The organism is Psychromicrobium xiongbiense, from assembly GCF_030271165.1.
Taxonomy (GTDB): Bacteria; Actinomycetota; Actinomycetes; order Actinomycetales; family Micrococcaceae; genus Renibacterium; species Renibacterium xiongbiense.
This window is the reverse complement of the sequence record NZ_JASSZH010000005.1, coordinates 138,321-162,426: the sequence shown is the minus strand read 5'-3', so window position 1 is coordinate 162,426 and position 24,106 is coordinate 138,321. Positions and strand designations below refer to the sequence as shown.

Sequence of the window (24,106 nt, the reverse complement as noted above, 5' to 3'; positions counted from 1 at the left end):
CGCCGCAGGAATTCTGGCAAGAAATTTCTGTGCTGCCTCTGGCACGGGAACTCGACACTGCAACTCAGATATCAAGGTCTTCAACCACTGGCCCCTCCAGCGCCTGCCGGACAGCGTCAATGAGTCCATCCGGGACCTCTCCTGCCATGGAGGCAAGATCGGGGAAGACTCGCAACGATCGTTCGCTGGTGCTCCACCAGTCGCTGTTCCAGGTGCTGGGATTTTCCCAGACTGGATTATTCTCGGCGGGAGAGGCGAGTGCGCCCCAGTCCGGGCCATTACTGATATGCACCGCAATCTGGCCACGCTCGGTGGCATAGGCGCGATAGCCAAGCATCCGAACGCCATCCCGGATCTCGTATCTGACAAGGCTGCGACCAATAAATCGCTTAGTCATCACCACCGCGCCATCCTGGACTTCAAGCTCAACGGTGCGCATTTCACCCTTCTTCCGTGCTCGCTCCTGCTGATCAACATAGAGACGCAATCCTGCGGCAACCGCCGTCGACAACGCACCAGCAATTTCGGCCGCCCTTTCGAACACCGGCAGGTCTGCATCTGAGACATAGACATTCCTTGTAGGCATGCACATAAGCATACGCATATTCGTCCAGAGTGTCACTAAAATTCTTCGTGCCGTCGCGAATCCGGACTTAGATCTCCCAGTCGGAGGAGTACAGCTGGCCGCGCAGGCTGTTGTTAAGTTCGGAATGCACTTCCATGGTCTTCCTCAGCCGCGCTCCGAGTCGAGAACTGAGCAAGCCGGTGTCATCCCAATCGCGTTCCGTGGCGTAGACGACATAGGGGTTCACCACGCACTTGAAATCCAGCATCACTGACATCGCCAAGGCGCCGTAAGCCATGTAGGAATGGGGCAGTCCACCAGCACAGAGGAGAGTCACTAGCTTGTCGAACCAGGCGGCCTTTCTGCCGTCATCGCCCGTTGCTCCTGTTGCCTCAATCAGATTCTTGGCGGCGCTACCAACGCTCCAGTTGTATACAGGGAGCGCCAGAACGACGCTCTCAGCCTCACGGATCAGGGCGTGTGCGCTAGAGAATGCTTCGGAGCCGAATATGGTTCGATTGTCGAATGGCGGCACTGGGTCTCGTTGAGGTCAAGTAGACGGACCGAATTGCCCAGGCTTTCCAGCTGATGGACGGCATCAACCGCAAGGCTTCGACTCTTCGAATCGGCATCCAGACTGGATGAATGGACACCGTGCTCATCCTCCTCCCTCCGGAGGCCAACCACCACGATGCTGAACAATCGTTCATGGCTGCAGGCTGGACGCGGTGCGGCGTGGGGGACTGGGCAGTGGCCTTGCGTTCCCCGGAGGGCGCCACTGCGGTGCGGATCAGCCCCTTCGACCCAGTCGGGCCTTACACCGCGCGGCTTTATCGCGAGGCTGCACACACCTTGCAGGTACCGAGGCTGTTCGCGCATCGCCGCCTTGAGGGAGGCGGGGACCTGCAACTCCTGGAGTGGCTGGAACCTGTGGGCAAAGCCGACGCCATCGCGTTTCACCGGTCGATCGCGCACCGTGAGCCGGCTGTGGCCGAGCTTGTCGACATCGTACGGCGCGTCCACGAGCAGGCACGGCGTGAGCTGCCGTGGTGCGGCCCGCTGGATGACAACCCCTCCAACGTGATGCGCGGAACGGATGGCCGGCTGGTGGTAGCCGACCTGTTTTATGCCGACGGCCCTGACTTGTATGCGGCCGCCGGGAACGATCCCGATACCGTGGTGTTGCGAATTCCCGAGGCTGAGCGCAGGTATATGACCGAGATTCCGCTGGCCGCTTCAGGCCCCTGGGATGCGGAGTCCCGCGCAGCGATGCGAGCTGGGCTCGCGGCGGCGGATGGCCGGAATAATCTGGCATAAGGCCAGGCTGCAATACTGGACTCATGGATGAGGTATCGGACGTCATCAGGCGCTACGAGGAGCGGACGGGGGAGAAGGTCAGTCCTCGCAAGGCACGGCGCTGGGCGGCCAAAGCCTCACGAGAGGCAAGCCGACGCGACCTACAGCGTGCCCGAAGCCGTCAGGTAAAAGCATCTGACGGTATCTGGTATTTCATCTCCGCGGGGAAATGGGGATACGAGCCGACCCCACCCGATGGGCCTCTGGAGCCCGGCATGTATGTCGATGGGGGAACGGTGCTCCTTGAGGGGCTCACCAGAGCCCTGGTAGCGGCTGCTGCCTGGATATTCCGTCGTTCCTTTCGTGCACCGTACGGCGTGAAAATATGGCGCGAACACACCAGCGGCCCACGATGGGAGTGCCTGGTGCACGAAGGCCTTGAAGAACAGAGCGCTCTGGCTCCGCGGGTGAATGAACTGGAAAAATTGATTCTTGATGGCAACAAGCCGTGGATCGGCGCGGATCGCCCCGGAACAATCTGACATGGAGACACCTTCGCCTACGCTGAACACCCTGGAGACCGGCCGTCTCACCCTACGCAGCCAACGAGTGAGTGACGCGGAGGTCTACCGGCAGCTATGGACCGAGCGAGATCCACGAGTACCGGCACGCCGGAAGATCGACGCCGAGGGGCGTCCCACGGTGGAAGACATTGCCGAAAACATCCGCAGGGGAACGGATCATTCGGAACCCCGACTTCTGGCAGTTGAGCGGAAAGATGCGGGAGATGTCATCGGGTACTGTGGGCTGATTTTCAGGGAGTCAGTGTCCGCTGAGGATCCCGAGCTGGCTCTCGAGCTGCTGCAGGCCGTTCACAATCGCGGCTACGCGACCGAGGCGGCTCAGGCGATGATGACCTGGGCACGCGAGGCAGGTTACCAATGACTGTGGGCAACCGTCTGGGACTGGAACATCGTGTCCGGGCGAGTCCTGGAAAAGCTCGGATTCCGGGACACAGGACGCGTGAATCCGGAGACACCCCATGGACGCACTCTGCTGACGGTGTGCGAGTTCTGATCACGCAACAACCACGAGAGCACGATGCCGGACGGGGAAACCAAAGCGACCCTCATCGGCCTATAACTTGACATAATGTTGATTATCGGTGAATTGATATGAGGTCTTATCTCACCAGCGGCTGCCTATTTCGACACATCAGACCACCCCATGTGTCTTCGTTATGCTGACCGTATGGATGAGGCTGACGGTATGGACGAAGGAGTCACCTCCAGGACGGTCACCGCGACGCACCCAGTCGAGGTTCTACACCACCGGGCGTTCGCATTCTTTTGGACTGCGCAGAGCATCCGGGCGCTCGGAAGCGCGATCTCGGGCGTCGCATTCAGCGTCCTCATCGTCACGGTGTTGCATGCCACAGCGGTGCAGATCAGCGTGCTGAGTGCACTCAGCGTGGTGCCATATCTGTTCCTAGGGCTCATCGTCGGTGCCCTCATGGACCGATGGCGCCGCCAGCGTACGCTGATGCTGACAAGCATTGGCCGAGCCGTCGTGCTCGCGGCAATTCCCGTCCTCATCTTAACCAACACTCTGACCTTCTGGTCGGTCGCGATCGTCACGCTCATCCTGGGCGTTCTCGTGTTGTTCGCGGACTCAGCCGCTCAGCCACTTCTCCCCCGGATCGTTCCCCGCGAGTCTTTGGTCATGGCCAACGCCCGCCTCGGCCAGAGTGAGACGGTCTCAGGGAGCGCGGGCCCAGCGCTCGGCGGGTTCCTCTTCAACATACTCGGCGCGCCTCTCCTGTTCGCCTTCGATGCGCTCTTCACTGCGGTCTCGGCCGTGCTCCAGTCGCGGATCAAGGTCGACGAGCCCAGGGCGATTCCCCGCGAACCCGGCCGCCACATCGGCCACGACATCGCCGAAGGCATGCGCTATACCTATCGCCATCGCACGCTGCGACCCCTGGCGCTCTCGATCCACACATGGTTCCTTGGCAACAGCATCGTCATCACTGTGTTCGCCGTCTTCGTGCTCCGAGAGCTCCAGTTGCAGCCATGGGAGTTCGGGCTCGCTCTCACGTTCGGCGGCATCGGTGGGTTCGTCGGGGCACTCGTCGCGCCGCGGATTGGAGCACGGCTTGGCGCCGGCCGCGCGATCTTCCTCGCCCGAGCACTAGTAGTGGTGCCGTGGCTGGCTCTTGCCGTCGCACCGGTGACCGCAGCAAGCGGCGGAGGTGTCCTGGTAGTGCTGGTGTCCGCAGTGCAGTTCGTCTACTGCCTCACGATGGGCGTAGAAGACCCCAACGACACGGGGTACCGGCAATCCGTCGCACCCGATGCGATCCAAGGACGGATGAACTCGACCATTCGAACCATCAACCGTGTCGTGTTCTTCTTCGGCGCCCTCCTTGCCGGACTCCTCGCCACTACCCTCGGCTACCGCTGCACGATCGGGATCGGTGCCGCGATTTTCGTCGTGGCCGCACTCATCGTCCTGCTCTCACCGCTCCTCGCTGCGCAGCACGGTGAGCAACCCACCGAGGCTTAGTCGTCAAAGGGACGCCCCCTCCGCCTTCACAAATGAGGCTCAAACGCCGTGAGATTCCGACGAGTTCTGACAGTCCTATAGTCTCGTGACATGTCTGACACCCCAGTTACGCACCCGCTCGCTCTCGGGCCCGTTGCTCCACCCGCCACGACCGTCGATGGATTCGTCCAGGAGTTCCTCAACAATCTCAACTTCCGCCAGGGTGTTGCGCTGTCCACCTCCAGCGACAACGACCGCTATCTGGCACTCGCACAGACCGTCCGCGATTATCTGATGGCACGCTGGTTGGAAGATCAGCGCCGCCAGTTTGAACGCCAGGCCAAGGGTGTCTGCTACCTTTCTGCGGAATACTTGCTGGGTCGGCAGCTGGACAATAACCTGCTCGCCACTGGGCTGGGCGAAATTGCCACCGAGGCACTCGCCGCCTGCGGCATCGACATCGACGAACTGCGCCGCCTTGAAGTGGAGCCCGGGCTCGGTAACGGTGGCCTGGGCCGCCTGGCCGCCTGCTTTGTCGATTCCCTCGCCACCATGAGCGTCCCCTCCATCGGCTATGGCATCCGCTATGAGTTCGGTATCTTCCGCCAGACCTTCGTGGAAGGCCAGCAGGCCGAGCAACCCGATCAGTGGCTCGCCATGGGCTCCCCGTGGGAGTTCCCTCACCCGGAAGCCGCGCAGACCATTTCCTTCGGTGGGCACACGGAGACCTACGACGACAACGGAACCCAGCGAACCCGCTGGATTCCAGCCTGGGATGTCCAGGCTGTCCCCTACAACTACATGGTTCCCGGTTATCGCAACGGTCGCGTCAACACTCTGCGCCTGTGGAGCGCCTCGGCCACTAACGCCTTCGATCTTCGCACTTTCAACTCCGGTGACTACCCGGAAGCCGTCCGGGCACAGACCTTCGCCTCCAATATCTCTAAGGTGCTCTACCCCGAAGACTCCACTCCGCAGGGCAAGGAGTTGCGCCTGCAGCAGCAGTACTTCTTTGCGGCGGCGTCCCTCCGCGACTTCCTTGATCGTCATCTGGCCGAGGGCTTCGAGTTGATCAATCTGCCGCAGCGGGTCATTTTCCAGCTCAACGACACCCACCCGGTCATCGCGGTGCCTGAGCTCATGCGCCTGCTGGTGGACGAGCGAGGCCTGGAATGGGCTGAGGCCTGGGAAATCACCCAGCAGTGCTTTGCCTACACCTGTCACACCCTGCTGCCTGAGGCGCTGGAAGTGTGGTCCGTTGACCTGCTGGGCCGACTACTCCCCCGGCATCTGGAGATCATCTACCGGATTAACGAGGAGTTCCTCCTCGCAGTACGTGAGCGGTTCGGCGATGACGAGCTGCGCCTGCGCAACATGTCGATCATCGGCGAGCACCCCGAGCGCTCGGTGCGGATGGCGTTCCTGGCCACGGTTGCCGGAGCCAAGGTGAATGGCGTTGCGGAGCTGCACTCGCAGCTACTTCGGGAAAAGGTCCTGCCAGATTTTGCAGAGTTCTTCCCGGGTAAATTCACCAATGTGACCAACGGCGTGACACCGCGCCGCTTCCTACGCCTGGCCAACCCCGGGCTGTCCTCCCTCATCACGGACACCCTGGGATCCGGCTGGGAGACCGATCTCGATCGTCTGCGGGACTTGGAACCCTATGCTGAGGACCCCTCCTTCCGTGCAGCATTCGCCGCCGTCAAGGCGCAAAACAAGGACCGTCTCCGCGACGAGCTCCTGATCCGGGACGGGCTGGTGGTTGGCGAAGGCCACCTCCTGGACGTCATGGTCAAGCGCTTGCACGAATACAAGCGGCAGATGCTGCAGGTCCTGCACATTGTGACGCAGTACGAGGGCGTCGTGTCAGGGCGCGTGGCGGCATCGGAGATCACTCCGCGCACGTTCATCTTCGGTGCCAAAGCTGCGCCGGGCTACGCCATGGCCAAGCGCATCATCCACCTCATCAATGCGGTGGGCTCCGTGGTCAACAACGATCCGCGCGTTGAGGGGCGCCTGAAGGTCCTCTTCCCGCCAAACTACAACGTGACCTTGGCGGAGCGCGTCATCCCGGCGGCGGACCTGTCCGAGCAGATCTCCCTTGCCGGCAAGGAAGCATCCGGCACCGGTAACATGAAGTTCGCGCTCAACGGTGCGCTCACCATCGGTACAGACGATGGCGCCAACGTAGAGATCCGCGAGCTGGTGGGTGACGACAACTTCTTCCTCTTCGGTATGACCGAACCAGAGGTGGAGGCCCTGTGGGCAAAGGGCTACCGGCCCAGCGACTTTTACCAGGAAGATCCGCAGTTGCGCAGTGCTCTGGACCTGATCGCCTCAGGGGCCTTCTCCGGTGGGGACCGCTCGGTCTTCGAACCGATCGTCTCCAACCTGCTCTACGATGATCGCTTCATGGTGCTGGCCGATTATGCCTCCTACCTCGCCGCGCAGCGAAAGGTCGATGCCGCCTACGCGGATCAGGACGGATGGACACGTTCCGCAATCCTGAACGTGGCTCGATGTGGGTTCTTCTCCTCGGACCGGTCGATGCGTGATTACATTGACCGGATCTGGCACACACCGCCGACTCTCTGATGAAAATGGCCCCGGGCACCAGCTGGTGTTCGGGGCCATTTTCGTTTCGGGCCAAGCCGGCGTCCGTTGCGGAAGAATCAACTCATGACTCCTGTCCGGATTGCGACCATCACCTGAAGACACACCTGCCTCAACAGGTCGCCCGATTTTGGCGTGATCTTCTCGACTATCGCGTCGCCGCCAACCACAGCTCGTCAATCATGCTGGCAGGCGACACCGGGCCGACACTCCTGATCCAGCCTGCAACCGAGATGGTACCGCCCGGAGCGATTCATCTGGATCTGCGGCCGGAAAACCAGGCGGAGTGCGTCTCCCGCGCTTGAGCTGGGGGCTACACCTGCTGAGATCGGGTAGCAGGGAAACGAAGGGTGGGTTGTGCTGGCCGATCCGGGCGGCAAGCTCTTCTGTCTTCTCCCAGCGTGAGCGGCTTACCTCGAATCGATCGCGCGAGATCCTGGACTCCCCACATCGACAATCACCTACTTGACTGAGGGCAGAACTCGTTTCCGCCCTCTCGGCCGCTGGCTGACCGGGTACGGACCGGAAGGATCACACTCATGGAATACACCCGTCTCGGTAACTCAGGACTGAAGATCAGCCGCATCCCTTGGGGCTGTATGAGCTTCGGCGACCCCAGCCAACATCTACGGGCGCGGTACCTGGGAGGAGATTGTCGGTCGAGCACCGGCGAAATACACCAAGCGCGAGGAGATCGTGCTCGCCACCAAACTGTTTGCACCGATGCACGAGGGGCCAGGCGGCTCAGGCCTGTCCCGCAAAGCCGTGATGGAGCAAATCGATGCCTCACTCAAGAGGCTGAATGTCGACTACGCGGACCTATATCAGATTCACCGCTTCGATCCGGATACCCCGGTCGAAGAGACGATGGAAGCACTGCACGATGTCGTCAAGGCCGGTAAGGCGCGGTATCTCGGCGCGTCGTCCATGTGGGCGTGACGTTTGCGAAAATGCAGCATGCGGCCGAGGCGCATGGCTGGACCACCTTCATTTCCATGCAGGACCAGTACAGCCTCACGTACCGGGAAGAGGAGAGATGTTTGGCCTCCTGGCCGATCAGGGTGTGGGAAGCATCCCCTGGAACCAGCGGACCGTCTGCTGACCCTCGAGAGCGACAAGGCCATCGTCGGTGCCACGAAGCCGCAACACCTGATTGATGCTGTCGCCTCGCTGGACCTCAAGCTGACCGCCGAAGAGATCAGCACGCTGGAGGCGCCCTACGTCCCGCGGATGCCAACCTTCTTCTGAGCGCAAGTGTTCAGGGCCTCTCGGCCACCTCTAGCGCGACGGTGCGGAACCCACAGTTCCCGCTGGAGGAGTCCGGGGTGTTGGAGCTGCGGGCGGCGACGCGATACCGGTTGCAGTACGAGTCATGACACAGATACGACCCGCCCCGCACCGCCCGTCCAGAGCCGGTCGTGGGGCCCTGCGGATTGTTCTGCGGCGAGTTCCGGTAGTACTTCGGCAGGAACCAGTCGGCGCACCATTCCCAGACATTCCCGGCGACTTCGTAGAGGCCATAGCCGTTGGGTGGGAAGGACTTGACGGGGGCGGTCCCCAGGTAGCCGTCATCCTGGGTGTTGACTCTGGGGAACGTTCCCTGCCAGATATTGCACCGATGCTCGCCGCCTGGGGTCAGTTCATCCCCCCAGGCGTATCGCTTTCCTGCCAATCCGCCCCTGGCTGCGTACTCCCATTCGGCCTCGCTCGGCAACCGCCGGCCTGCCCAGGCGCAGTAGGCCACAGCATCGTGATGGGATACCTGAACCACCGGGTGGTCGGGCAGATCAGCCCCATCCGATGACGGACCTGCAGGGTGCGCCCAGTCGGCCCCGCGAACGTTCAACCACCAGGGTGCGCCCGCTGCGGCGCCCAGAATGTCATCCTCCGGCGCGTCGACCAGGAGATGAAAGACCGCGGAGGTCCCAAACCGCTCGGCTTCGGTGCGGTACCCGGTCGCGGCAACAAAGGCCGCAAACATTCTGTTCGTCACCGCCGTCGCATCCATCCGGAAGGAATCCAGAACCACCTCGTGGGTGGGTGACTCGCCATCGGTCGCATAACCCTCCGCCCAGGCATCACCCATCACGAAACTCCCTGCGGGAATCAGGACGTCGTCGTGATGTATCACCCCAGGCTGCGAGGACGACGACGGGCGGCTCACCAGGCTCGGTACCTCGAGCGGCGGGAGGCTGATCGGCGTCGGCAGGGACGGCACGCAACATGCGCCATGCTGGTCAGCGCGTCCGGCTGGCTCCATCTCTGGCCTCCCTGGCATCTCAGGCACACCCGTTCACCCCTGCGGCGCACATCATGGCCGGAACCAGCCTACCGATGCCCACCCCACCATGGTGAGACGGATCACCTACAGTGAAGGTGTGAACAACAGCAGGCCGCTCCGCGTCGGCATCGTCGGCGGCGCCTGGCGTGGTCAGTATTTTGCCCGCCTGAGCCGTCATTTTCCCCAGGACCTCGAGTGCATCGGGATCGTTGCGCGTAGGGAGGAAACGCGGCAGGAGATTGCGGATCAACTGAACGTCCCGACGTACAGCAGCCTGGAAGATCTTCTGCGAGCCGGAACACCGGACTTCGTGATCACCAGCGTCAGCTGGAGCGCCAACCCTGCGATCCTTGAGGAGCTCGTCTCCCGTGGCATCCCGGTTCTCTCTGAAACACCGCCCGCCCCTGATCTGCCCACGATGCGCCAGCTGTGGGAGCGTGTGGGAGCTTCCGGTCTGGTCCAGGTCGCCGAACAATATCTGCAGATGCCCACACATGCCGCCCGACGTACCGCGGTGCACCGCGGCGTCATCGGGGAGGTCAGCTCGGTTCAGATCTCCTCGACCCACCTCTACCACGCGGTCAGTGTGATTCGCGGAATGCTCGGCGTCAGCTTTGAGCAGGCGACGGTCAGTGCGCGTCGCTTCACCGGCCCGCTGATCAACCCCAGTACGCGGGCGGGCTGGACCAGAGACCTCACGCCGCATCCGGCGTCGACGACCATCGCAACCCTGGAATTCTCCAGCGGACGCAGCGCACTGTATGACTTCACCGACAATCAGTCCCGGAATCATCTGCGTTCCCGCCGGCTGGTGATCCGGGGTAGCTCTGGAGAGATCGATGGCGATCAGGTGGTCCGGCTGCTCGATGAAGAGACCATTCTTCACTCGCGGATCACCCGGCATCAGAGTGGGTACGAGTTGGACCATGAGGGTTTCGACACCACGCATCTGAGCCTTGACGGTCAGCTGCTCTGGCGGCAGCCCTTCCCCGGTTTACGCTTGAACGACGAGGACATCGCCATGTCCTCGATGATGCTGTCTATGACACGCTGGGTCCGGAACCAAGGGCCAGCCCCCTATCCTCTGGCCGAAGCGGCTCAGGATTTCCTGCTGGGCCTGGCCATTATACAATCCGTGGACACCGGGGCGCTGGTCACCACGCACCGCGAAGCTTGGTCCCCCGAATAACCCCGAATAACCCCGAGCACCCAGCGTCGCCCGAGTAAGGAACATCCCCGCATGACCGATTCTCGTACCGCCCTGATCACCGGAGCCAATCACGGAATCGGTGCAGCCACAGCTGAACGTCTTGCCGCTGATGGATGCGCTGTCATCCTGGCTTTCCTCGCCCTCGAGGAGCCGGACGATCCTGGCACACCGGAGAAGCTGCGCGTCAATCACCGTCAGAACGGCTCCCTGGTCGCGGAACGCATTCGTCGCCGGGGTGGGAAGGCGCTCGCGATATCGGCCGACCTTCTGGATGAGACGCAGATCCCCCGGCTTTTCGACGCCGCGGAACAGGCCTTCGGGCCGGTGGACATCCTGGTCAACAACGCCACGGCCTCGCTGAGCGACACCTTCCAGGCCCAGAGCAGGGACTGGATCGGCCGGGCACTTTCGCCGGTGACGGCCGCTACTTTTGACCGTCAGTTTGGCGTCGATGCGCGGGCCGGAGCACTCCTGATTGCTGAGTTCGCCGCAAGGCTGCAGCAGCGCCAGGGATCCTGGGGCCGGATCATTTCACTGACATCCGGCGGCGAGAAGGGCTTCCCACAGGAGGTGTCCTACGGCGCAGCCAAGGCCGCACTGGTCAACTACACCTTGTCTGCGAGCCTGGAGCTGAGCGACTTCGGCGTCACCGCCAATGCGGTGCACCCGCCGATCACGGATACCGGCTGGGTGACCGATGACGTCCGGGCCGCGATCGCGAAGGACCCACACTTTTTCAGTGTGGCAGAGCCGAATGACGTTGCCGAGGTCATTGCTTTTCTGGTCTCCGATGCCGGCCGTCGCGTCACCGGCAACATCATCCGGATGGGCTGAACCAGGGCCTTGGGAGGGCATGCCAAGCAAGGGGCTGCCAAACAGTGGCATGAAAACCGTGGCATGAAGAAAGTCAGTCGGCTGGAGGGAACAGTAATCCTGCCCGGCGGGCCCTCGCTGCCAGGTCGCCAGGCTTCCGCACTGCTCTGCCTGAAGCAGGATGCCGACGTGAAGTCGATCTCGAGGAGGATTCCGGCGGGTCACTGGCTCGCCAGAGAATCGCCTCCTCCGCGCGCCCCGGAGCCTGACGCCCGGCCTCCCAGAGGGAGGCAAGGCTTCCACCGTCCCGATCCACGGGGCATCGCACCACACGCCATTGGCTCCCGCCACGATGATGTGACAGTGAAACCGTGCACCGGGCCCCGAGCGCATGCACCACCTCAAGCTCCCACCACTCATCCTCCGGCGCGTTCGGCTGGGCACGCCCACTGTCTGAGGCCGGACTCCGTGCAGGGAGAACCTTCCGTCGCCCCGAAACCACCTGATACCGCTCACCGCGCAGTACGACGGCGACCGGCCTGGAGCCGAAGGCACACTCGACCTCAACGGCCTCGCTGAAAGTCCCCATGTTTCACTTTCCTCCTGTCGGAGAACTCCTGACCCGCCGGGCAACTGATTCCTTCGGGCCAAGGACTGAATGATTCGAATATATATTCGAATCCGAGTCGTGTCCACCCCTGGGCATTCAGGTTTTTCCCAGCATTACATGAGCTCATGGAATGGCCCTGTTGGTCTTGGACGTCTAGCATGGCACTAAGCGCGTACGGTGCCGCGGAGTATCCTCTGCCTATCCTCACCGCACCATATCTCTAGAAGGAGCGATCCATGAGCAACAATGTGACCCTTATTGCGCGGACCTCTCCCCTGCAGTTTGAGACGGACATTACGACCCGCAGCATCACTGCCGATGACATCCCTGCGCTCGGTGAGCTGTATTTCAAGGCCTATGATTCCGGAATCGCAGAACGCTCCGTGGAGGAGGCCAGGGCAGAGATTGCCGAAGCCTTCGAGGGAAAATTCGGCAAGTTGCTTCTGGACGCTTCCCAGGTCGTCCTCGATGAGGGTGCCATTGTTGCGGGTGCCTTTGTGGTGGAGCGTTCCCCGGAGGAGGACACTCCGGAGGCACCATTGCTGATCGAGCTGTTCACCGATCGGGACCACCGCCGTCAGGGTCTCGCTGAGCGCCTGGTTCTCATTGCCAGCGATCGCCTGTTCAATTCCGGGTATAAGTCACTGGCTGTTTCGGTGAATGAGGAGAACTCCGCAGCTCTGGCGCTCTACCTGTCCATCGATTTCAGCCGCTGGGAAAACGACAACTAGGCAGGGCCGACCAGGCGGAATAGCCTGGCCACTCTCACGTGTTGTACCGGGCGTAGCGACGCTGTCAGCGTAGGAACAGAGAAGGAAATCAGCATGACCACCAAGATCACCACCGCCGAGTACACTCCTGCGGCGGGAAGCATCACCATGTTCTCCACCTCCTGGTGTGGTTACTGCCGACGTCTCAAGACCCAGCTGGACTCGCAGGGTATCGGCTACACCGAAGTCAACATCGAGGAAGTCCCCGGAACCGCTGCCCTGGTTGAGCAGCTCAATGACGGCAACCAGACGGTACCCACCGTGATCTTCCCCGACGGTAGCGCTGCCACCAACCCGTCGCTTGCCGACGTCAAGGGCAAGCTGGCGGTCTGACTGAGCCACAGGATCGCTGCAGACAGGCTTAGCACTGTTAGCCCAGCTGATAGCGCGCCAGCAGGGCTACCTCCACGGCATCGACCGTCAGTCCAGGCAGGCAGTCCTCCGCGGCACCAGCAGTTTCCGGATTCCAGTCCAGGCCGAGCTCCTGGTAACAATCGGTGAGCACCACACGCAACGGCTCCGCGCGCTCAATCACAAGCACGGAGCTGAACAGCCAGGCTCCGGACACCACCCGTTGAGCCGTGCCCACCAGCTTCACCGCAGGCCCCTGCGGGACCTGGCCATGCACGCTGAACTCGCCGGGGCAGTACTCCCCTGGCACCGGCCCTATTGCGGACGGGAGCCCAAGGTCAGCAAAAACTCCCACGAACAACTCGGCAAAGCTGGCAAAGCGGCGGCGGGAACCGGCGATGGCGTCGCGCTCTGGCGCAATATGGTCCACCACCAGGCACCCCTGGTGGTAGGCGGCAGCCCGCCCACCCGCCTGACGAATCAATGGCTCGAAGCCAGCTGCACGAGCCGCCTCCTGGGCCGCCGCAAAGCCGGGCAGTCGGGCATCGCGCTGTCCGAACGCCATCGTGGGTGCCGGACGGTACACCCGAAGAGTTTCCCCGCGCTCACCCCGACGGATCTCGTTGAGTAGGCCGAGTGCCCGATCCAGATCCGCTGCTGCGTCGTCCGAGGGGGCCTGCCGCAGCACGTCAATACTCACCCGGAGATCTTAGCGCCTGGCGGCAGCGAGGCGCCTCCCGCAGATCATCGCGATCACCACGGCAAGCAGCACGGCCAGAACGATCAGCAGTGCTCCGGGTTCACCGCCCACAGCAGCCAGCGTCGCATTGACAGCCGCCAGGCCAACCACAGCGTAGAGCAGCGCCCAGAGGATGGAGCCCGCGATGGCGGCGGGAAGATACCGGCGGAGGTAGGGCATCCGCCCCACGCCCGCCGCAAGATTGACCGCTGTCTGAAGTCCCACCGCCACCGAACATGCCGTCACGGCGGGAGCTCCCCAACGGGCGATGATGGCTTCGGCGCGAGCCATGGGAGCGGAGTCAAGGTATCGCTTCAACCGCGTGCGACGCCCACCGGCAGCGGCTCCCCTGCCCAGCCAGTACGTGGCATTGGATCGCCCCAGGACGATGCAGAACAGCACGGCAAAGGCGAGGCCAAAGGGCAAGGTGGTGATGAACTCCATGTGGATGCCCTCCTGGTGAACGTGCTGAAATCATCCTTTCACACCCGATTTAGGTTTACCTAACTTAGGCGTGGAGCGAAACTGATCAGCTCGGGAAACACCGCATTAACAGCGAATGAATCTTCTCCAAGCTGTGAAAAATACTTCGATCATCACAGGAGAACTCACAAAAATGAGGCCTGGGCGATACCCCAACACATCAACAGAACGTCGAAAGGCAACACTGTGAGGCTCTCAAAATCTCAGCATCTGGCAGGCGCGGCCGTGCTGAGCGCGACTTTGCTGCTGGGCACCGGTATGAGCGCTGCTCTGGCCGATCCGGGCACATCAGGCGATCATCAAGGCCAGGATCAGGAGAAGCGGCAGGGGAAGAACTCCCACCACGTACTGCTGCTCTCGATCGACGGACTCCACCAGAAGGATCTGGATCTCTATGTGAAGACCTATCCGGACTCCGCGCTTGCTGCACTGGTCCATCACGCCACCAGCTACACGAATGCGCAGACTCCGGTCCCCTCCGATTCCTTCCCCGGAATGGTCGGGCAGGTCACCGGTGGAAACCCCGGGACTACCGGTATCTACTATGACGATACGTACAACCGCAGCCTGCTCCCCGCAGGAACCACAGACTGCGCGCACGCCACTCCCGGCACGGAAGTGGCCCTCACCGAGGCGGCAGACAGGAACCCACGGGCGCTCGATGCCGGTCAGGGTCTCAGTGGCCTGCCCGGCAGCATCCTGCGCATGACCTCGAAACCGGGCGCGGTGCTGAATCCCGCAGCGCTGCCGGTTGACCCGACGACCTGCCAGCCGGTCTATCCCCACCAGTACCTCAAGGTCAACACCGTCTTCGAGGTGGCCAAGAACGCAGGTCTCTCCACCGCTTGGTCAGATAAACACCCGGCCTACGAAATCCTCAGCGGGCCATCAGGTCAGGGCATCGACGACCTGTTTACGCCGGAAATCAACAGTGACGCGGCTACGCCTTTCACGGGCGACTGGACCAAAGACAATGCAGCGACGCAGCAATACGACGGCTACAAGGTCCAGGCCGTCCTCAACGAGATTGCCGGTCGGGATCACTCCGGCCAGACCGTGATGCGGGTGCCCGCCATCTACGGCATGAACTTCCAGACCGTGTCCACGGCACAGAAGCTTCCCACCTCCGACGGGATGACCGGAGGCTACCTGGCCGACGGCGTGACGCCTGGCCCACTGCTGGCCAGGGCACTGGATTATGTCAACACCTCGGTTGGTCAGTTCCAGAGGGCGCTGCGTGAAAGCGGCCAGAGTGATGACACCACGGTGATCCTGTCCGCGAAGCACGGCCAGTCCCCCACCGACCCGGCAGCTCTGACCCGGGTTCCTGATGGCGCCATCCTTGACGGCCTCAATGCTGCCTGGAAGGCTGCCCATCCGGGAACCCCGGACCTGGTGGCCTTCTCCACCGATGATGACATCATGCAGCTGTGGCTCTCCGATCATTCACAAGCCGCAGCCAGCTTCGCCAAGGCCTATCTGCTGGCCCATTCGGTCTCGGGCAACGGCATCTCGGGCAACAGCAAAACGGTGGCATCCTCCGGCCTGAGCACGATCTATGCCGGCGCTGAGGCTGCGAAGTACTTCGGCGTCAGCACTCAGGATGCCCGCTATCCGGACATCCTGGGCATCGCGCAGACCGGCGTGGTCTACACCGGCGGCACCTCCAAGATCGCCGAGCATGGCGGAGCCAGCACCGACGACCGGAACGTACCCCTGGTGGTGTCGAAGGGTGACCACGGCGCGGCCCACAGCGTGAATTCGCCCGTGGAGACCACCCAGATTGCCCCGACCATTCTGAAGGCTCTGGACCTGGATCCCCAGCAGCTTCAGGCGGTTCAGATCGAAGGAACCAAGGCTCTGCCCCAGCACTGATCACCCGTCAACAAACAGAGAGGGGTCTGTCCGTGCCCGAATTCAGGCACGGACAGACCCCTCAGTGCTATACGGCTAGCTGCCTGTCATGCGGCAGCCGAAGGACGTCGACGCCCCAGAAGCACCAGGGTCAATGCAGTTCCACCCAGCAACACCCCCACGATGCCCAGAAAGACCGCCCAGCCCGATGCCTGACCGTCAGAGCTGGCCGCTGCGGGTGCCCCCACCGCCGGGGCAGAGACGGAATGCGTGGTGCTGGGAACTGAAGTTGCGCCTGGGCCAGCCGTCGTGACGAACGACGGAGCTGGATGCTCCGGCTCCGCCTGGCCTGGCACCGTCTTCTGGTCCCATTTCACGACGGTGCCGTCATCGTAGGTCTGTACCGCGGGCAGGGTGAGGGTGGTGCCCGCTCCGGGAAGTTTGCCGACAGACAAGGCGAAGGTCTGGTACTGCCCCTGGCCGATGGCGTGGCTGGCGTCCGCCGTCCAGATGACCGAGAGTGGTGCCTTGGTGACCGTGGAACCGGAGATGGTCACCGGCTTGGGCAGGTCCCCTGTGACGACCTGCACGGTCCAGCCCTCGATCTGCTTGGCGGAGACGGACATCAGCGGGGTGTCCATGGGCAGGGACACCTCCAGTTTGTTGGTTTTGGCGCGGTCCAGCTCATTGGGCACCGTGAAGGTGAGTTGCGTGTAGCCATTGGCCGCGGCGTCGTCCGGCGCCACTTTCACGTGTGCGGAGGCGGCACCCGCGCCCATAACCAGCAAAGCGGCTGCCAGGGTGCTTCCGGCGGCAGAGAGCAGGGCGCGACGAAGAGAGTTGTTCATGAAGAGGCCTTTTCACAGTGGTCAGCTCGGAGAGCTGGAATCAGGTGGATTCGAAAAATTCGAAGAACACTGAGGGCCGCAGCGGTGACGAGGGTGGATGTTTTCAGCTCAGCGCCGCAGCCTGGGCAGTCGGAGGTCCGCGACGCTGCAGGCTGAGCAGCATAACACCTAGATCGCGCCAGGAGAGAAGGAAGAAGCCCGATGGCGCCCATAGCCGATGCGGGGCAGGTGCGTGAAGGAGCAGCAAGCGCACCACTGCGACGATGCTCAACCGGAGCAGCTCAAGGATCCGCAGGCAGGCCAGATCGCCACGTCGCAGGAAGACCAGGGTCAAAATCGCCGCCGCCCCGTGGCCCAGCCACATCCGCCAGTCGTAGTCCATGGCGTGAGAGACCGGCATCGAGGTCAGAATCGCCCCGCCCTCCTGGTGCAGCATGCCTGACCTTGACATGCCATTCATGCTGGCAGCTGGCTGCAGGGACTGGTGCGAATCCAGACTCACGCTGAACAGGAGATGGAACAGGCCCTGACTGACGATGACGCTCAGCCCCAGGCGGGGAAAGGAGACTTTCCGACCAATGCACAGGACGCACAGTCCGCCGGAGATCGCCAGGGACAGCAGGACGATCAGCGGATCGGGGCTGTGCCCGCCGCCGACGAGGTGCGAGGCCAAGGCCGCGAAGGTCGCAAAAACCGCACAGATCCAGCCGCGGAGAAGGCGGACACCACGCGTGGTCATACCCCACTCCCCCGGTCGAATTGCCGATTCACCCTGTCATTCTAGTTGTTCTACAGGACATAGAAGGCCGATTCCATTCACCATCGACTATTCTCCAGACAAGCAGCGGGCGGCGTTTCGCCGCTGTCGCGCAGGGCGGGGACCAGGACGGGCAGGTAGGTAAACGGAGGTCTGACCATGAACGTACCCCAGGCACATGCTGAACTGATCGACGCACAGATTCTTGCGCTCAGCGATCACCATGGCCAGCTTGATGCTCGGATGGCGGCCATTCAGGCGGCCATCGAAGCTCGCCTGAAGGATGATGGCCTGAACTACCACCTGGTCAAAGGCCGGGTCAAGGAACCGGATTCTATCCGGGGGAAGCTCCGAAAACTCCGGGATGACGGTTCACCCAAGTACCCTGCCGGGATCGACGAACTCGATGACATCGTCGGGCTCCGCGTCATCACCTACATTCAGCCCGATGTGGAGAATGTCGTCAAAGCGTTGACCGGCCAGTTCAAAGTCCATGAAACGGTCGACAAGGGAGCCCAGATGGTCGACCGTGGGATTCTGGGCTACGCCGCCCATCATCTGATCCTCGAGGTTGATGCCCAGGACACGCCGTCCGGATGTCTTTCCTGCGTAGGGCAGCGGTTTGAAGTCCAGGTCAAAACCGTCCTGCAACATGCGTGGGCGGAGTTTGAGCATGATATTCGGTACAAGGCGGCCGGGGACATCACCCCGGAGATCAATCGCGCCTTCACTCTGGCCTCCGGACTGCTGGAGCTAGCGGATCACGAGTTCATCAAAATCCATCAGGCGGTGGCGCATGAAGAGCAAGGCCTCACCGAAGAGTTGTCGGTCGCCTCAGGAGAACAACTCAGCGCCGTCGCGCTCTCTGAACTTCTTGTCGGCCTGCTACCCGATCACCCGCGAAGTCGCCTGGAGCAATATGCGTGGCTGACCGAACTGCTCGCATCGCTCGAAGTGACCTCCACCGATCAGGCTAAGGAACTCCTCTCATCAGCTGACTGGCACTTCGTGGCTGACACCATGACGTACAAGTTTCCAGCCGGACATGTGCGCATCGTGGACGACTATCTACTCAGCAAGTTCGGCCCGGAGTACATCGAGAAAACCCAGTCAGTCGGTGATGACCCGAGCCGGATCAAGAAGCTCCGGTACCGACTGAGCAAGTTCCGTCCGTCGGAGGATGCGCAGGGCAGTGAGTGAAGGTACGGAATCCTTCGGAAGTTCTGAAATCATCAGTCTTCAGCAGGCCAAAACCATCCTCATGGAGGCCGTGGCCCCATTCCTCGTGTGCCTCGAGCCACGCAGAATGCCAGGCAATCGAGGGACGGACCAGCAATGACATAGCCCAACGCTACGCGATGGCGGCAACCCGGAACATGCCGAGCGACCGCCATCGTGGATCACAGGTTCAGACTTAGAAGTCCCAGTCCTCATCCTCGGTGTTTACGGCCTTGCCGATGACATAGGAGGAGCCAGACCCGGAGAAGAAGTCGTGGTTCTCATCTGCATTCGGTGACAGCGCCGAGAGGATGGCCGGGTTCACGTCCGTGACGGTGGACGGGAACATCGCCTCGTAGCCCAGGTTCATCAGGGCCTTGTTGGCGTTGTAGTGCAGGAACTTCTTGACGTCCTCGGCCAGGCCCACGGAATCGTAGAGATCGTGGGTGTACTGAACCTCGTTGTCGTAGAGCTCGTAGAGCAACTCGAAGGTGTAGTCCTTGAGTTCCTGGCGCTTCTCTTCCGAGACCAGCTCCAGACCCTTCTGGAACTTGTAGCCGATGTAGTAACCGTGCACGGCTTCATCGCGGATGATGAGACGAATCAGGTCCGCCGTGTTGGTCAGCTTGGCACGCGAGGACCAGTACATGGGCAGGTAGAACCCGGAGTAGAACAGGAAGCTTTCCAGCAGCGTGGAGGCAACCTTCCGCTTGAGCGGATCATCGCCACGGTAGTAATCCATGACGATCCGGGCCTTCTTCTGCAGGTTCTGGTTCTCCACGGACCAGCGGAACGCCTCGTCAATCTCCTTGGTGGAGCACAGCGTGGAGAAGATCGAGGAGTAACTCTTGGCGTGCACGCTCTCCATGAACGCAATGTTCGTGTAGACGGCCTCTTCATGCGGGGTGAGCGCATCCGGAATCAGCGAAACGGCTCCCACGGTGCCCTGGATGGTGTCCAGCAGGGTCAGCCCGGTGAACACCCGCATGGTGAGCTGCTGCTCCTCCGGCGTCAGCGTGGCCCATGACTGAACGTCGTTGGACAACGGCACCTTCTCAGGCAGCCAGAAATTGTTGACCAGACGGTTCCAGACCTCCACGTCCTTCTCATCCGGGATCCGGTTCCAGTTGATCGCCTGGACATGGTCAATCAATTTAAGCTTATCCGGTGTCATGATCGGTCCTCAGGTATTCGAGGCCAGGCTGAAGCTTGGCGGTCGGTCAGGGTGGGCTCGGGCGTCTGCAGCGACGCTCCGACGAAGTCGTGCGCGGCGCGAAGCGGGCGGGACTGACCGCCAAGCTTCAGCCGTCAAAGTGCACAGCTGACGCAGCCCTCCACCTCCGTCCCCTCCAGCGCGAGCTGGCGGAGGCGGATGTAGTAGATGGTCTTGATGCCCTTGCGCCAGGCGTAGATCTGCGCCTTGTTGATGTCACGCGTGGTGGCCGTGTCTTTGAAGAACAACGTCAGGGACAGTCCCTGGTCCACATGCTGCGTGGCAGCGGCGTAGGTGTCGATGATCTTCTCGTAGCCAATCTCATACGCGTCCTGGTAGTACTCCAGGTTGTCGTTGTCGAGGTACGGCGCCGGGTAGTAGACGCGGCCAATCTTGCCTTCCTTACGGATTTCGATCTTGGCGGCCACCGGGTGGATCGACGACGTCGAGTTGTTGATGTAGCTGATGGAACCTGTGGGCGGCACGGCCTGCAGGTTCTGGTTGTAGATGCCGTGCTCCATGATGGAAGCCTTCAGCTGGCGCCAGTCATCCTGCGTGGGGATGTGAGTGTTCGCGAACAACTCGGCCACGCGGGCGGTCTGCGGAACCCATTCCCGGTCCGTGTACTTATCGAAGAACTCGCCGGAAGCATAGGCGGACTTCTCGAAGCCGCCAAACGTCTGGCCCGTCTCGATGGCGAGCAGGTTTGAAGCCCTGAGCGCATGGTAGACCACGGTGTAGAAGTAGATATTGGTGAAATCCAGGCCCTCTTCGGAGCCGTAGTGGACCCGCTCGCGGGCCAGGTAGCCGTGCAGGTTCATCTGGCCCAGCCCGATGGCGTGGGAGGCCGCATTGCCCTTGGCAATCGAAGGCACGGACTGGATGTCAGACATATCGGACACTGCGGAGAGCGCACGGATCGCCGTCTCAATGGTCTGGCCGAAGTTCGGCGAGTCCATCGTCTTGGCGATGTTGAGCGAGCCCAGGTTGCAGGAGATGTCCTTGCCGGTCTGCGCATAGGACAGGTCCGCGTTGTAAGCGGTCGGCTGGGACACCTGCAGAATCTCGGAGCAGAGGTTGCTCATGATGATCTTGCCGTCAATCGGGTTGGCCCGATTCACGGTGTCCTCGAACATGATGTACGGGTAACCGGACTCAAACTGGATCTCCGCGAGAGTCTGGAAGAACTCGCGGGCCTTGATCTTGGTCTTCTTGATCCGCGAATCGTCGACCATCTCGTAGTACTTCTCCGTGACCGAAATGTCGGAGAACGGCACGCCGTAGACCTTTTCGACGTCGTACGGGGAGAACAGGTACATGTCCTCGTCACGCTTGGCCAGATCGAAAGTGATGTCCGGAACGACGACGCCCAGCGAGAGGGTCTTGATACGGATCTTCTCGTCCGCGTTCTCCCGCTTGGTGTCCAGGAATCGGTTGATATCCGGGTGGTGGGCGTGCAGGTACACGGCACCGGCGCCCTGACGAGCCCCCAGCTGGTTGGCGTAGGAGAAGCTGTCTTCGAGGAGCTTCATCACAGGGATCACACCGGAGGACTGGTTCTCGATCTGTTTGATCGGCGCCCCGGACTCACGAATGTTAGTCAGCGCAAAAGCCACGCCGCCGCCGCGCTTGGAGAGCTGCAACGCAGAGTTGATGGAGCGCCCAATGGATTCCATATTGTCTTCGATGCGCAGCAGGAAGCAGGAGACCAGTTCACCGCGCTGAGCCTTACCGGCGTTGAGGAAGGTCGGGGTTGCCGGCTGGAAACGACCGTCGATGATCTCTTCCACCAGCTGGGTAGCCAGGCGCTCATTGCCACGGGCCAGATGCAGGGCGACCATGCACACGCGGTCCTCGTAGCGCTCCAGGAAACGCTTGCCGTCAAAGGTCTTCAGCGTGTAGGAGGTGTAGAACTTGAACGCGCCCAGGAAGGTCTCGAAACGGAACTTCTTCTTGTAGGCCACGTTCCACAGTTCACGGATGAAGTTCATCGTGTACTGATCAAGCGTCTCCCGCTCGTAGTACTGGTTCTTGACCAGGTAGTCCAGCTTCTCTTCCAGGTCGTGGAAGAACACCGTGTTGTTGTTCACATGCTGCAGGAAGTACTGGTGCGCCGCCTCGCGGTCCGCACCGAACTGAATCTTCCCCTCCGCGTCATAGAGGTTCAGCATGGCGTTGAGCTCGTGATACCCCAGGCCACGGTAGGCAGCGGGCAGGTCCTTCGAGTTCGACGACGGCGCTCCGTCCACGGTCTCGCCACCCTCCCACTCGTCCCGGGCTGGCGTGCGGGTCAAAGGCTCTGCAACTGTCGTGTCCAAAATGTTTCCAATCCCTGGTGAACCCGGTCCACATCTTCCGGTGTGCCCATCAGTTCGAATCGATAAAGCAGGGGGACCCTACACTTGGCCGAGACAATGTCTCCGGCGATGCAATACGTCTCCCCAAAATTGGTATTGCCGGCGGCGATCACGCCCCGGATCAGCGATCGGTTCCCTGCGAGATTGAGGAACTTGATCACCTGTTTAGGAACCGCTCCGTGCCCGGTGTGCCCGCCATAGGTGGGCAACACCAGCACGAAGGGGTCCTGCGCAGAAAGGGTTTCATCCTTGGTCAGCACCGGCAGACGGGCTGCGCCGAGCCGGAGCTTGTCGACGAACCTCTGAGTGTTTCCGGAGGTTGACGAGAAATAAATCAGGGTGCTGGTGGTGGTGGGCATGCTGTACTCCGTCTGCCGCTGCCGACCCGAGCCCGTGAGTCGCGGGCAGGAAGACTAAGCGACCGAGGATGCTGAGGCGGACGCCGAGACCTCGGTAAGAGCAGCGATCTTGTCCGGGCGGAAGCCAGACCAGTGATCCTCATCGGTGACCACAACGGGTGCCTGCAGGTAGCCGAGTGCGCGCACACGCTCAAGGGCCGCAGGGTCCTGAGAAACGTCGACGCTGTGGTACGTGATGCCCTTGCGGTCCAACGCGCGGTAGGTGGCGTTGCACTGCACGCAAGCTGGCTTGGTGTAAACCGTAACCGTCATGATCGTCTGTCCCCTTCATGGGTATTGCCGGGGCCTGAGCCGGAGCAATATCTTCGTTGTTGCGTGGGAGCGTCACCGCCCCAAGATCCGTAAGTCGATACTACATATAGTGCGCGCCGATTGCTTGGACCCCAAGATGATGTATTACAAGTATGTCATTCTATGCACCGATAGTCCACAGGGGCTCCGCACATAATCCTTGAAATCCCGTGCTTTTTGGGGCGATGTCCACAGGGTGTGGACCCGTTATCCACCAGAGGAAAGCTGGCGTGTCGTCCTTCGCCCGGCGTGTCGCCTGACAGCCCGACCCTGACAGACCGATGACGGGTTCGGGCTGACTCACGACGGAGTCTGGCCTGTCAAGGCTGGAATGCAGCACCCGGCGGGTCTATCTTGATGACATGAGCACAGTGACGAGCGAACACTTCGGTGAGCTTGAGCTCAACCACGGCCTGCAGCACTGTTTCCGGACTGCCCATGCGGTCCATGGCATGCCTGTCGAACTCGAACTCAACTTCACGGCACACGACAAGGCGGACCAGGCGGCCGTGCACAAGGTCGATTTTCGCCTCCGTTACCTGCCCGACGTCGTCGATCAGGTCAGAGAGCTGCTGGTCCAGGAGCTCTCCCTGGAGGACAGCCCGGTACGGGAATACCGGCACTTCCACTGCCAGGGCCTCAGCACAGAACAATTGCGCCAGATCTTCGGAGTGACCGCCCCGGAAGACCTCAGCGACGAGCTCTTCATCAAGGCCCTCACCCTGGGGCACGTGGGCATCTTCCCGGCTCAGCCCGAGCGCTACTTCGTCCTCGATCTATCCCTGGGCAGAGCCTTCACTGACGAAGTGCTCATTGTCACTGCGGATGCGGATGGGGTTCTCGACGACGAGATCGTCTGGGCCTGACGGGATCT

Annotated in this window: 25 protein-coding genes; 14 read left to right on the top strand and 11 right to left on the bottom strand. The window is 61.7% G+C overall.

What is annotated here, in order from left to right; genetic code table 11:
• Positions 1-64: 64 nt before the first annotated feature.
• On the bottom strand, positions 65-622 hold the full coding sequence (locus QQM37_RS01945) for an EXLDI protein (RefSeq protein ID WP_285724467.1): 558 nt from the start codon (positions 620-622) through the stop codon (positions 65-67).
• Positions 623-653: 31 nt separating this feature from the next.
• Positions 654-1,100 carry an NADPH-dependent FMN reductase gene (locus QQM37_RS01940; protein WP_285724465.1) on the bottom strand — a complete coding sequence of 149 codons (447 nt, stop codon included), beginning with the start codon at positions 1,098-1,100 and terminating at the stop codon, positions 654-656.
• Positions 1,101-1,210: 110 nt separating this feature from the next.
• On the opposite strand from QQM37_RS01940, the gene QQM37_RS01935 reads away from it, so the two are divergent.
• The 7 genes from QQM37_RS01935 (at position 1,211) to QQM37_RS01905 (ending at position 7,957) form a co-directional block, all read left to right on the top strand.
• Positions 1,211-1,882 carry a hypothetical protein gene (locus tag QQM37_RS01935; protein ID WP_285724463.1) on the top strand — a complete coding sequence of 224 codons (672 nt, stop codon included), beginning with the start codon at positions 1,211-1,213 and terminating at the stop codon, positions 1,880-1,882.
• A gap of 23 nt (positions 1,883-1,905) precedes the next feature.
• Complete coding sequence (locus tag QQM37_RS01930; protein WP_285724461.1) at positions 1,906-2,403, top strand: hypothetical protein; 498 nt, start codon at positions 1,906-1,908, stop codon at positions 2,401-2,403.
• A 1-nt stretch (position 2,404) separates the two neighbouring features.
• Positions 2,405-2,806 (top strand): GNAT family N-acetyltransferase, encoded by a 402-nt coding sequence (locus QQM37_RS01925; RefSeq protein WP_285724459.1) that lies wholly within the window; start codon positions 2,405-2,407, stop codon positions 2,804-2,806.
• A gap of 306 nt (positions 2,807-3,112) precedes the next feature.
• Positions 3,113-4,426 (top strand): MFS transporter, encoded by a 1,314-nt coding sequence (locus tag QQM37_RS01920; RefSeq protein WP_285724458.1) that lies wholly within the window; start codon positions 3,113-3,115, stop codon positions 4,424-4,426.
• 90 nt (positions 4,427-4,516) lie between these two features.
• The gene (locus tag QQM37_RS01915; RefSeq protein ID WP_285724456.1) at positions 4,517-7,000 is read left to right on the top strand and encodes a glycogen/starch/alpha-glucan phosphorylase; all 2,484 of its coding nucleotides are present in this window, start codon (positions 4,517-4,519) and stop codon (positions 6,998-7,000) included.
• Positions 7,000-7,323, top strand: coding sequence for a VOC family protein (locus QQM37_RS01910; RefSeq protein ID WP_285724454.1), 324 nt, complete (start codon positions 7,000-7,002; stop codon positions 7,321-7,323). The genes QQM37_RS01915 and QQM37_RS01910 overlap by 1 nt, the downstream gene beginning before the upstream one ends.
• A 319-nt stretch (positions 7,324-7,642) precedes the next feature.
• Complete coding sequence (locus tag QQM37_RS01905) at positions 7,643-7,957, top strand: aldo/keto reductase (protein ID WP_337250229.1); 315 nt, start codon at positions 7,643-7,645, stop codon at positions 7,955-7,957.
• 319 nt (positions 7,958-8,276) lie between these two features.
• Here QQM37_RS01905 and QQM37_RS01900 read toward each other — a convergent pair whose 3' ends face one another.
• Positions 8,277-9,278 carry a formylglycine-generating enzyme family protein gene (locus QQM37_RS01900; RefSeq protein WP_285724452.1) on the bottom strand — a complete coding sequence of 334 codons (1,002 nt, stop codon included), beginning with the start codon at positions 9,276-9,278 and terminating at the stop codon, positions 8,277-8,279.
• Between the two features lie 118 nt (positions 9,279-9,396).
• Between QQM37_RS01900 and QQM37_RS01895 the strand changes: the two genes are divergently transcribed.
• The 4 genes from QQM37_RS01895 to QQM37_RS01880 all read left to right on the top strand — a co-directional run bounded on the left by QQM37_RS01895 (position 9,397) and on the right by QQM37_RS01880 (position 13,035).
• Positions 9,397-10,488 (top strand): Gfo/Idh/MocA family protein, encoded by a 1,092-nt coding sequence (locus QQM37_RS01895; RefSeq protein ID WP_285724450.1) that lies wholly within the window; start codon positions 9,397-9,399, stop codon positions 10,486-10,488.
• A gap of 51 nt (positions 10,489-10,539) precedes the next feature.
• A complete protein-coding gene (locus tag QQM37_RS01890; protein WP_285724449.1) occupies positions 10,540-11,343 on the top strand; it encodes an SDR family NAD(P)-dependent oxidoreductase in 804 nt (267 codons plus the stop codon).
• An 825-nt stretch (positions 11,344-12,168) separates the two neighbouring features.
• Positions 12,169-12,663, top strand: a complete 495-nt coding sequence (locus QQM37_RS01885; RefSeq protein WP_285724447.1) for a GNAT family N-acetyltransferase — start codon at positions 12,169-12,171, stop codon at positions 12,661-12,663.
• 93 nt (positions 12,664-12,756) lie between these two features.
• On the top strand, positions 12,757-13,035 hold the full coding sequence (locus QQM37_RS01880; protein WP_285724446.1) for a mycoredoxin: 279 nt from the start codon (positions 12,757-12,759) through the stop codon (positions 13,033-13,035).
• A 37-nt stretch (positions 13,036-13,072) separates the two neighbouring features.
• Here the strand turns inward: QQM37_RS01880 and QQM37_RS01875 are convergent, their stop codons facing one another.
• A complete protein-coding gene (locus QQM37_RS01875; RefSeq protein ID WP_285724445.1) occupies positions 13,073-13,753 on the bottom strand; it encodes a lipoate--protein ligase family protein in 681 nt (226 codons plus the stop codon).
• A 9-nt stretch (positions 13,754-13,762) separates the two neighbouring features.
• Complete coding sequence (locus QQM37_RS01870; RefSeq protein ID WP_285724443.1) at positions 13,763-14,236, bottom strand: DedA family protein; 474 nt, start codon at positions 14,234-14,236, stop codon at positions 13,763-13,765.
• 225 nt (positions 14,237-14,461) lie between these two features.
• Between QQM37_RS01870 and QQM37_RS01865 the strand changes: the two genes are divergently transcribed.
• Positions 14,462-16,150 (top strand): alkaline phosphatase family protein, encoded by a 1,689-nt coding sequence (locus tag QQM37_RS01865; protein WP_285724441.1) that lies wholly within the window; start codon positions 14,462-14,464, stop codon positions 16,148-16,150.
• Between the two features lie 86 nt (positions 16,151-16,236).
• Here QQM37_RS01865 and QQM37_RS01860 read toward each other — a convergent pair whose 3' ends face one another.
• Positions 16,237-16,977: a YcnI family copper-binding membrane protein gene (locus tag QQM37_RS01860; protein ID WP_285724439.1), complete on the bottom strand. Its 741-nt coding sequence runs from the start codon at positions 16,975-16,977 to the stop codon at positions 16,237-16,239.
• Positions 16,978-17,080: 103 nt separating this feature from the next.
• Positions 17,081-17,716, bottom strand: a complete 636-nt coding sequence (locus tag QQM37_RS01855) for a hypothetical protein (RefSeq protein WP_285724437.1) — start codon at positions 17,714-17,716, stop codon at positions 17,081-17,083.
• Between the two features lie 177 nt (positions 17,717-17,893).
• Here QQM37_RS01855 and QQM37_RS01850 point away from each other — a divergent pair, with 177 nt between their 5' ends.
• Positions 17,894-18,934: a GTP pyrophosphokinase gene (locus QQM37_RS01850; RefSeq protein WP_285724435.1), complete on the top strand. Its 1,041-nt coding sequence runs from the start codon at positions 17,894-17,896 to the stop codon at positions 18,932-18,934.
• 214 nt (positions 18,935-19,148) lie between these two features.
• Here the strand turns inward: QQM37_RS01850 and nrdF are convergent, their stop codons facing one another.
• The 4 genes from nrdF to nrdH all read right to left on the bottom strand — a co-directional run bounded on the left by nrdF (position 19,149) and on the right by nrdH (position 23,193).
• Entirely contained in the window at positions 19,149-20,126 is a 978-nt protein-coding gene (gene nrdF, locus QQM37_RS01845; protein ID WP_285724433.1) for a class 1b ribonucleoside-diphosphate reductase subunit beta, read from the bottom strand.
• 134 nt (positions 20,127-20,260) lie between these two features.
• Positions 20,261-22,381 (bottom strand): class 1b ribonucleoside-diphosphate reductase subunit alpha, encoded by a 2,121-nt coding sequence (nrdE, locus tag QQM37_RS01840; protein ID WP_285724571.1) that lies wholly within the window; start codon positions 22,379-22,381, stop codon positions 20,261-20,263.
• A 74-nt stretch (positions 22,382-22,455) separates the two neighbouring features.
• Positions 22,456-22,881, bottom strand: coding sequence for a class Ib ribonucleoside-diphosphate reductase assembly flavoprotein NrdI (gene nrdI / locus QQM37_RS01835; RefSeq protein ID WP_285724431.1), 426 nt, complete (start codon positions 22,879-22,881; stop codon positions 22,456-22,458).
• A 54-nt stretch (positions 22,882-22,935) separates the two neighbouring features.
• The gene (nrdH, locus tag QQM37_RS01830; protein ID WP_285724429.1) at positions 22,936-23,193 is read right to left on the bottom strand and encodes a glutaredoxin-like protein NrdH; all 258 of its coding nucleotides are present in this window, start codon (positions 23,191-23,193) and stop codon (positions 22,936-22,938) included.
• Positions 23,194-23,594: 401 nt separating this feature from the next.
• Between nrdH and QQM37_RS01825 the strand changes: the two genes are divergently transcribed.
• Positions 23,595-24,098, top strand: a complete 504-nt coding sequence (locus QQM37_RS01825; protein ID WP_285724427.1) for a DUF2004 domain-containing protein — start codon at positions 23,595-23,597, stop codon at positions 24,096-24,098.
• Positions 24,099-24,106 lie beyond the last annotated feature (8 nt).

Bases quoted from the DNA above. Each gene is read 5' to 3' on its own strand.
- nrdI (WP_285724431.1), bottom strand. From the start codon at position 22,881: ATGCCCACCACCACCAGCACCCTGATTTATTTCTCGTCAACCTCCGGA.
- QQM37_RS01890 (WP_285724449.1), top strand. From the start codon at position 10,540: ATGACCGATTCTCGTACCGCCCTGATCACCGGAGCCAATCACGGAATC.
- QQM37_RS01880 (WP_285724446.1), top strand. From the start codon at position 12,757: ATGACCACCAAGATCACCACCGCCGAGTACACTCCTGCGGCGGGAAGC.
- QQM37_RS01850 (WP_285724435.1), top strand. From the start codon at position 17,894: ATGAACGTACCCCAGGCACATGCTGAACTGATCGACGCACAGATTCTT.
- QQM37_RS01935 (WP_285724463.1), top strand. From the start codon at position 1,211: ATGGACACCGTGCTCATCCTCCTCCCTCCGGAGGCCAACCACCACGAT.
- QQM37_RS01855 (WP_285724437.1), bottom strand. From the start codon at position 17,716: ATGACCACGCGTGGTGTCCGCCTTCTCCGCGGCTGGATCTGTGCGGTT.
- QQM37_RS01930 (WP_285724461.1), top strand. From the start codon at position 1,906: ATGGATGAGGTATCGGACGTCATCAGGCGCTACGAGGAGCGGACGGGG.
- QQM37_RS01910 (WP_285724454.1), top strand. From the start codon at position 7,000: ATGAAAATGGCCCCGGGCACCAGCTGGTGTTCGGGGCCATTTTCGTTT.
- QQM37_RS01860 (WP_285724439.1), bottom strand. From the start codon at position 16,977: ATGAACAACTCTCTTCGTCGCGCCCTGCTCTCTGCCGCCGGAAGCACC.
- QQM37_RS01920 (WP_285724458.1), top strand. From the start codon at position 3,113: ATGGATGAGGCTGACGGTATGGACGAAGGAGTCACCTCCAGGACGGTC.
- QQM37_RS01900 (WP_285724452.1), bottom strand. From the start codon at position 9,278: ATGGAGCCAGCCGGACGCGCTGACCAGCATGGCGCATGTTGCGTGCCG.
- QQM37_RS01885 (WP_285724447.1), top strand. From the start codon at position 12,169: ATGAGCAACAATGTGACCCTTATTGCGCGGACCTCTCCCCTGCAGTTT.
- QQM37_RS01825 (WP_285724427.1), top strand. From the start codon at position 23,595: ATGAGCACAGTGACGAGCGAACACTTCGGTGAGCTTGAGCTCAACCAC.
- QQM37_RS01915 (WP_285724456.1), top strand. From the start codon at position 4,517: ATGTCTGACACCCCAGTTACGCACCCGCTCGCTCTCGGGCCCGTTGCT.
- nrdH (WP_285724429.1), bottom strand. From the start codon at position 23,193: ATGACGGTTACGGTTTACACCAAGCCAGCTTGCGTGCAGTGCAACGCC.
- QQM37_RS01925 (WP_285724459.1), top strand. From the start codon at position 2,405: ATGGAGACACCTTCGCCTACGCTGAACACCCTGGAGACCGGCCGTCTC.
- QQM37_RS01870 (WP_285724443.1), bottom strand. From the start codon at position 14,236: ATGGAGTTCATCACCACCTTGCCCTTTGGCCTCGCCTTTGCCGTGCTG.
- nrdF (WP_285724433.1), bottom strand. From the start codon at position 20,126: ATGACACCGGATAAGCTTAAATTGATTGACCATGTCCAGGCGATCAAC.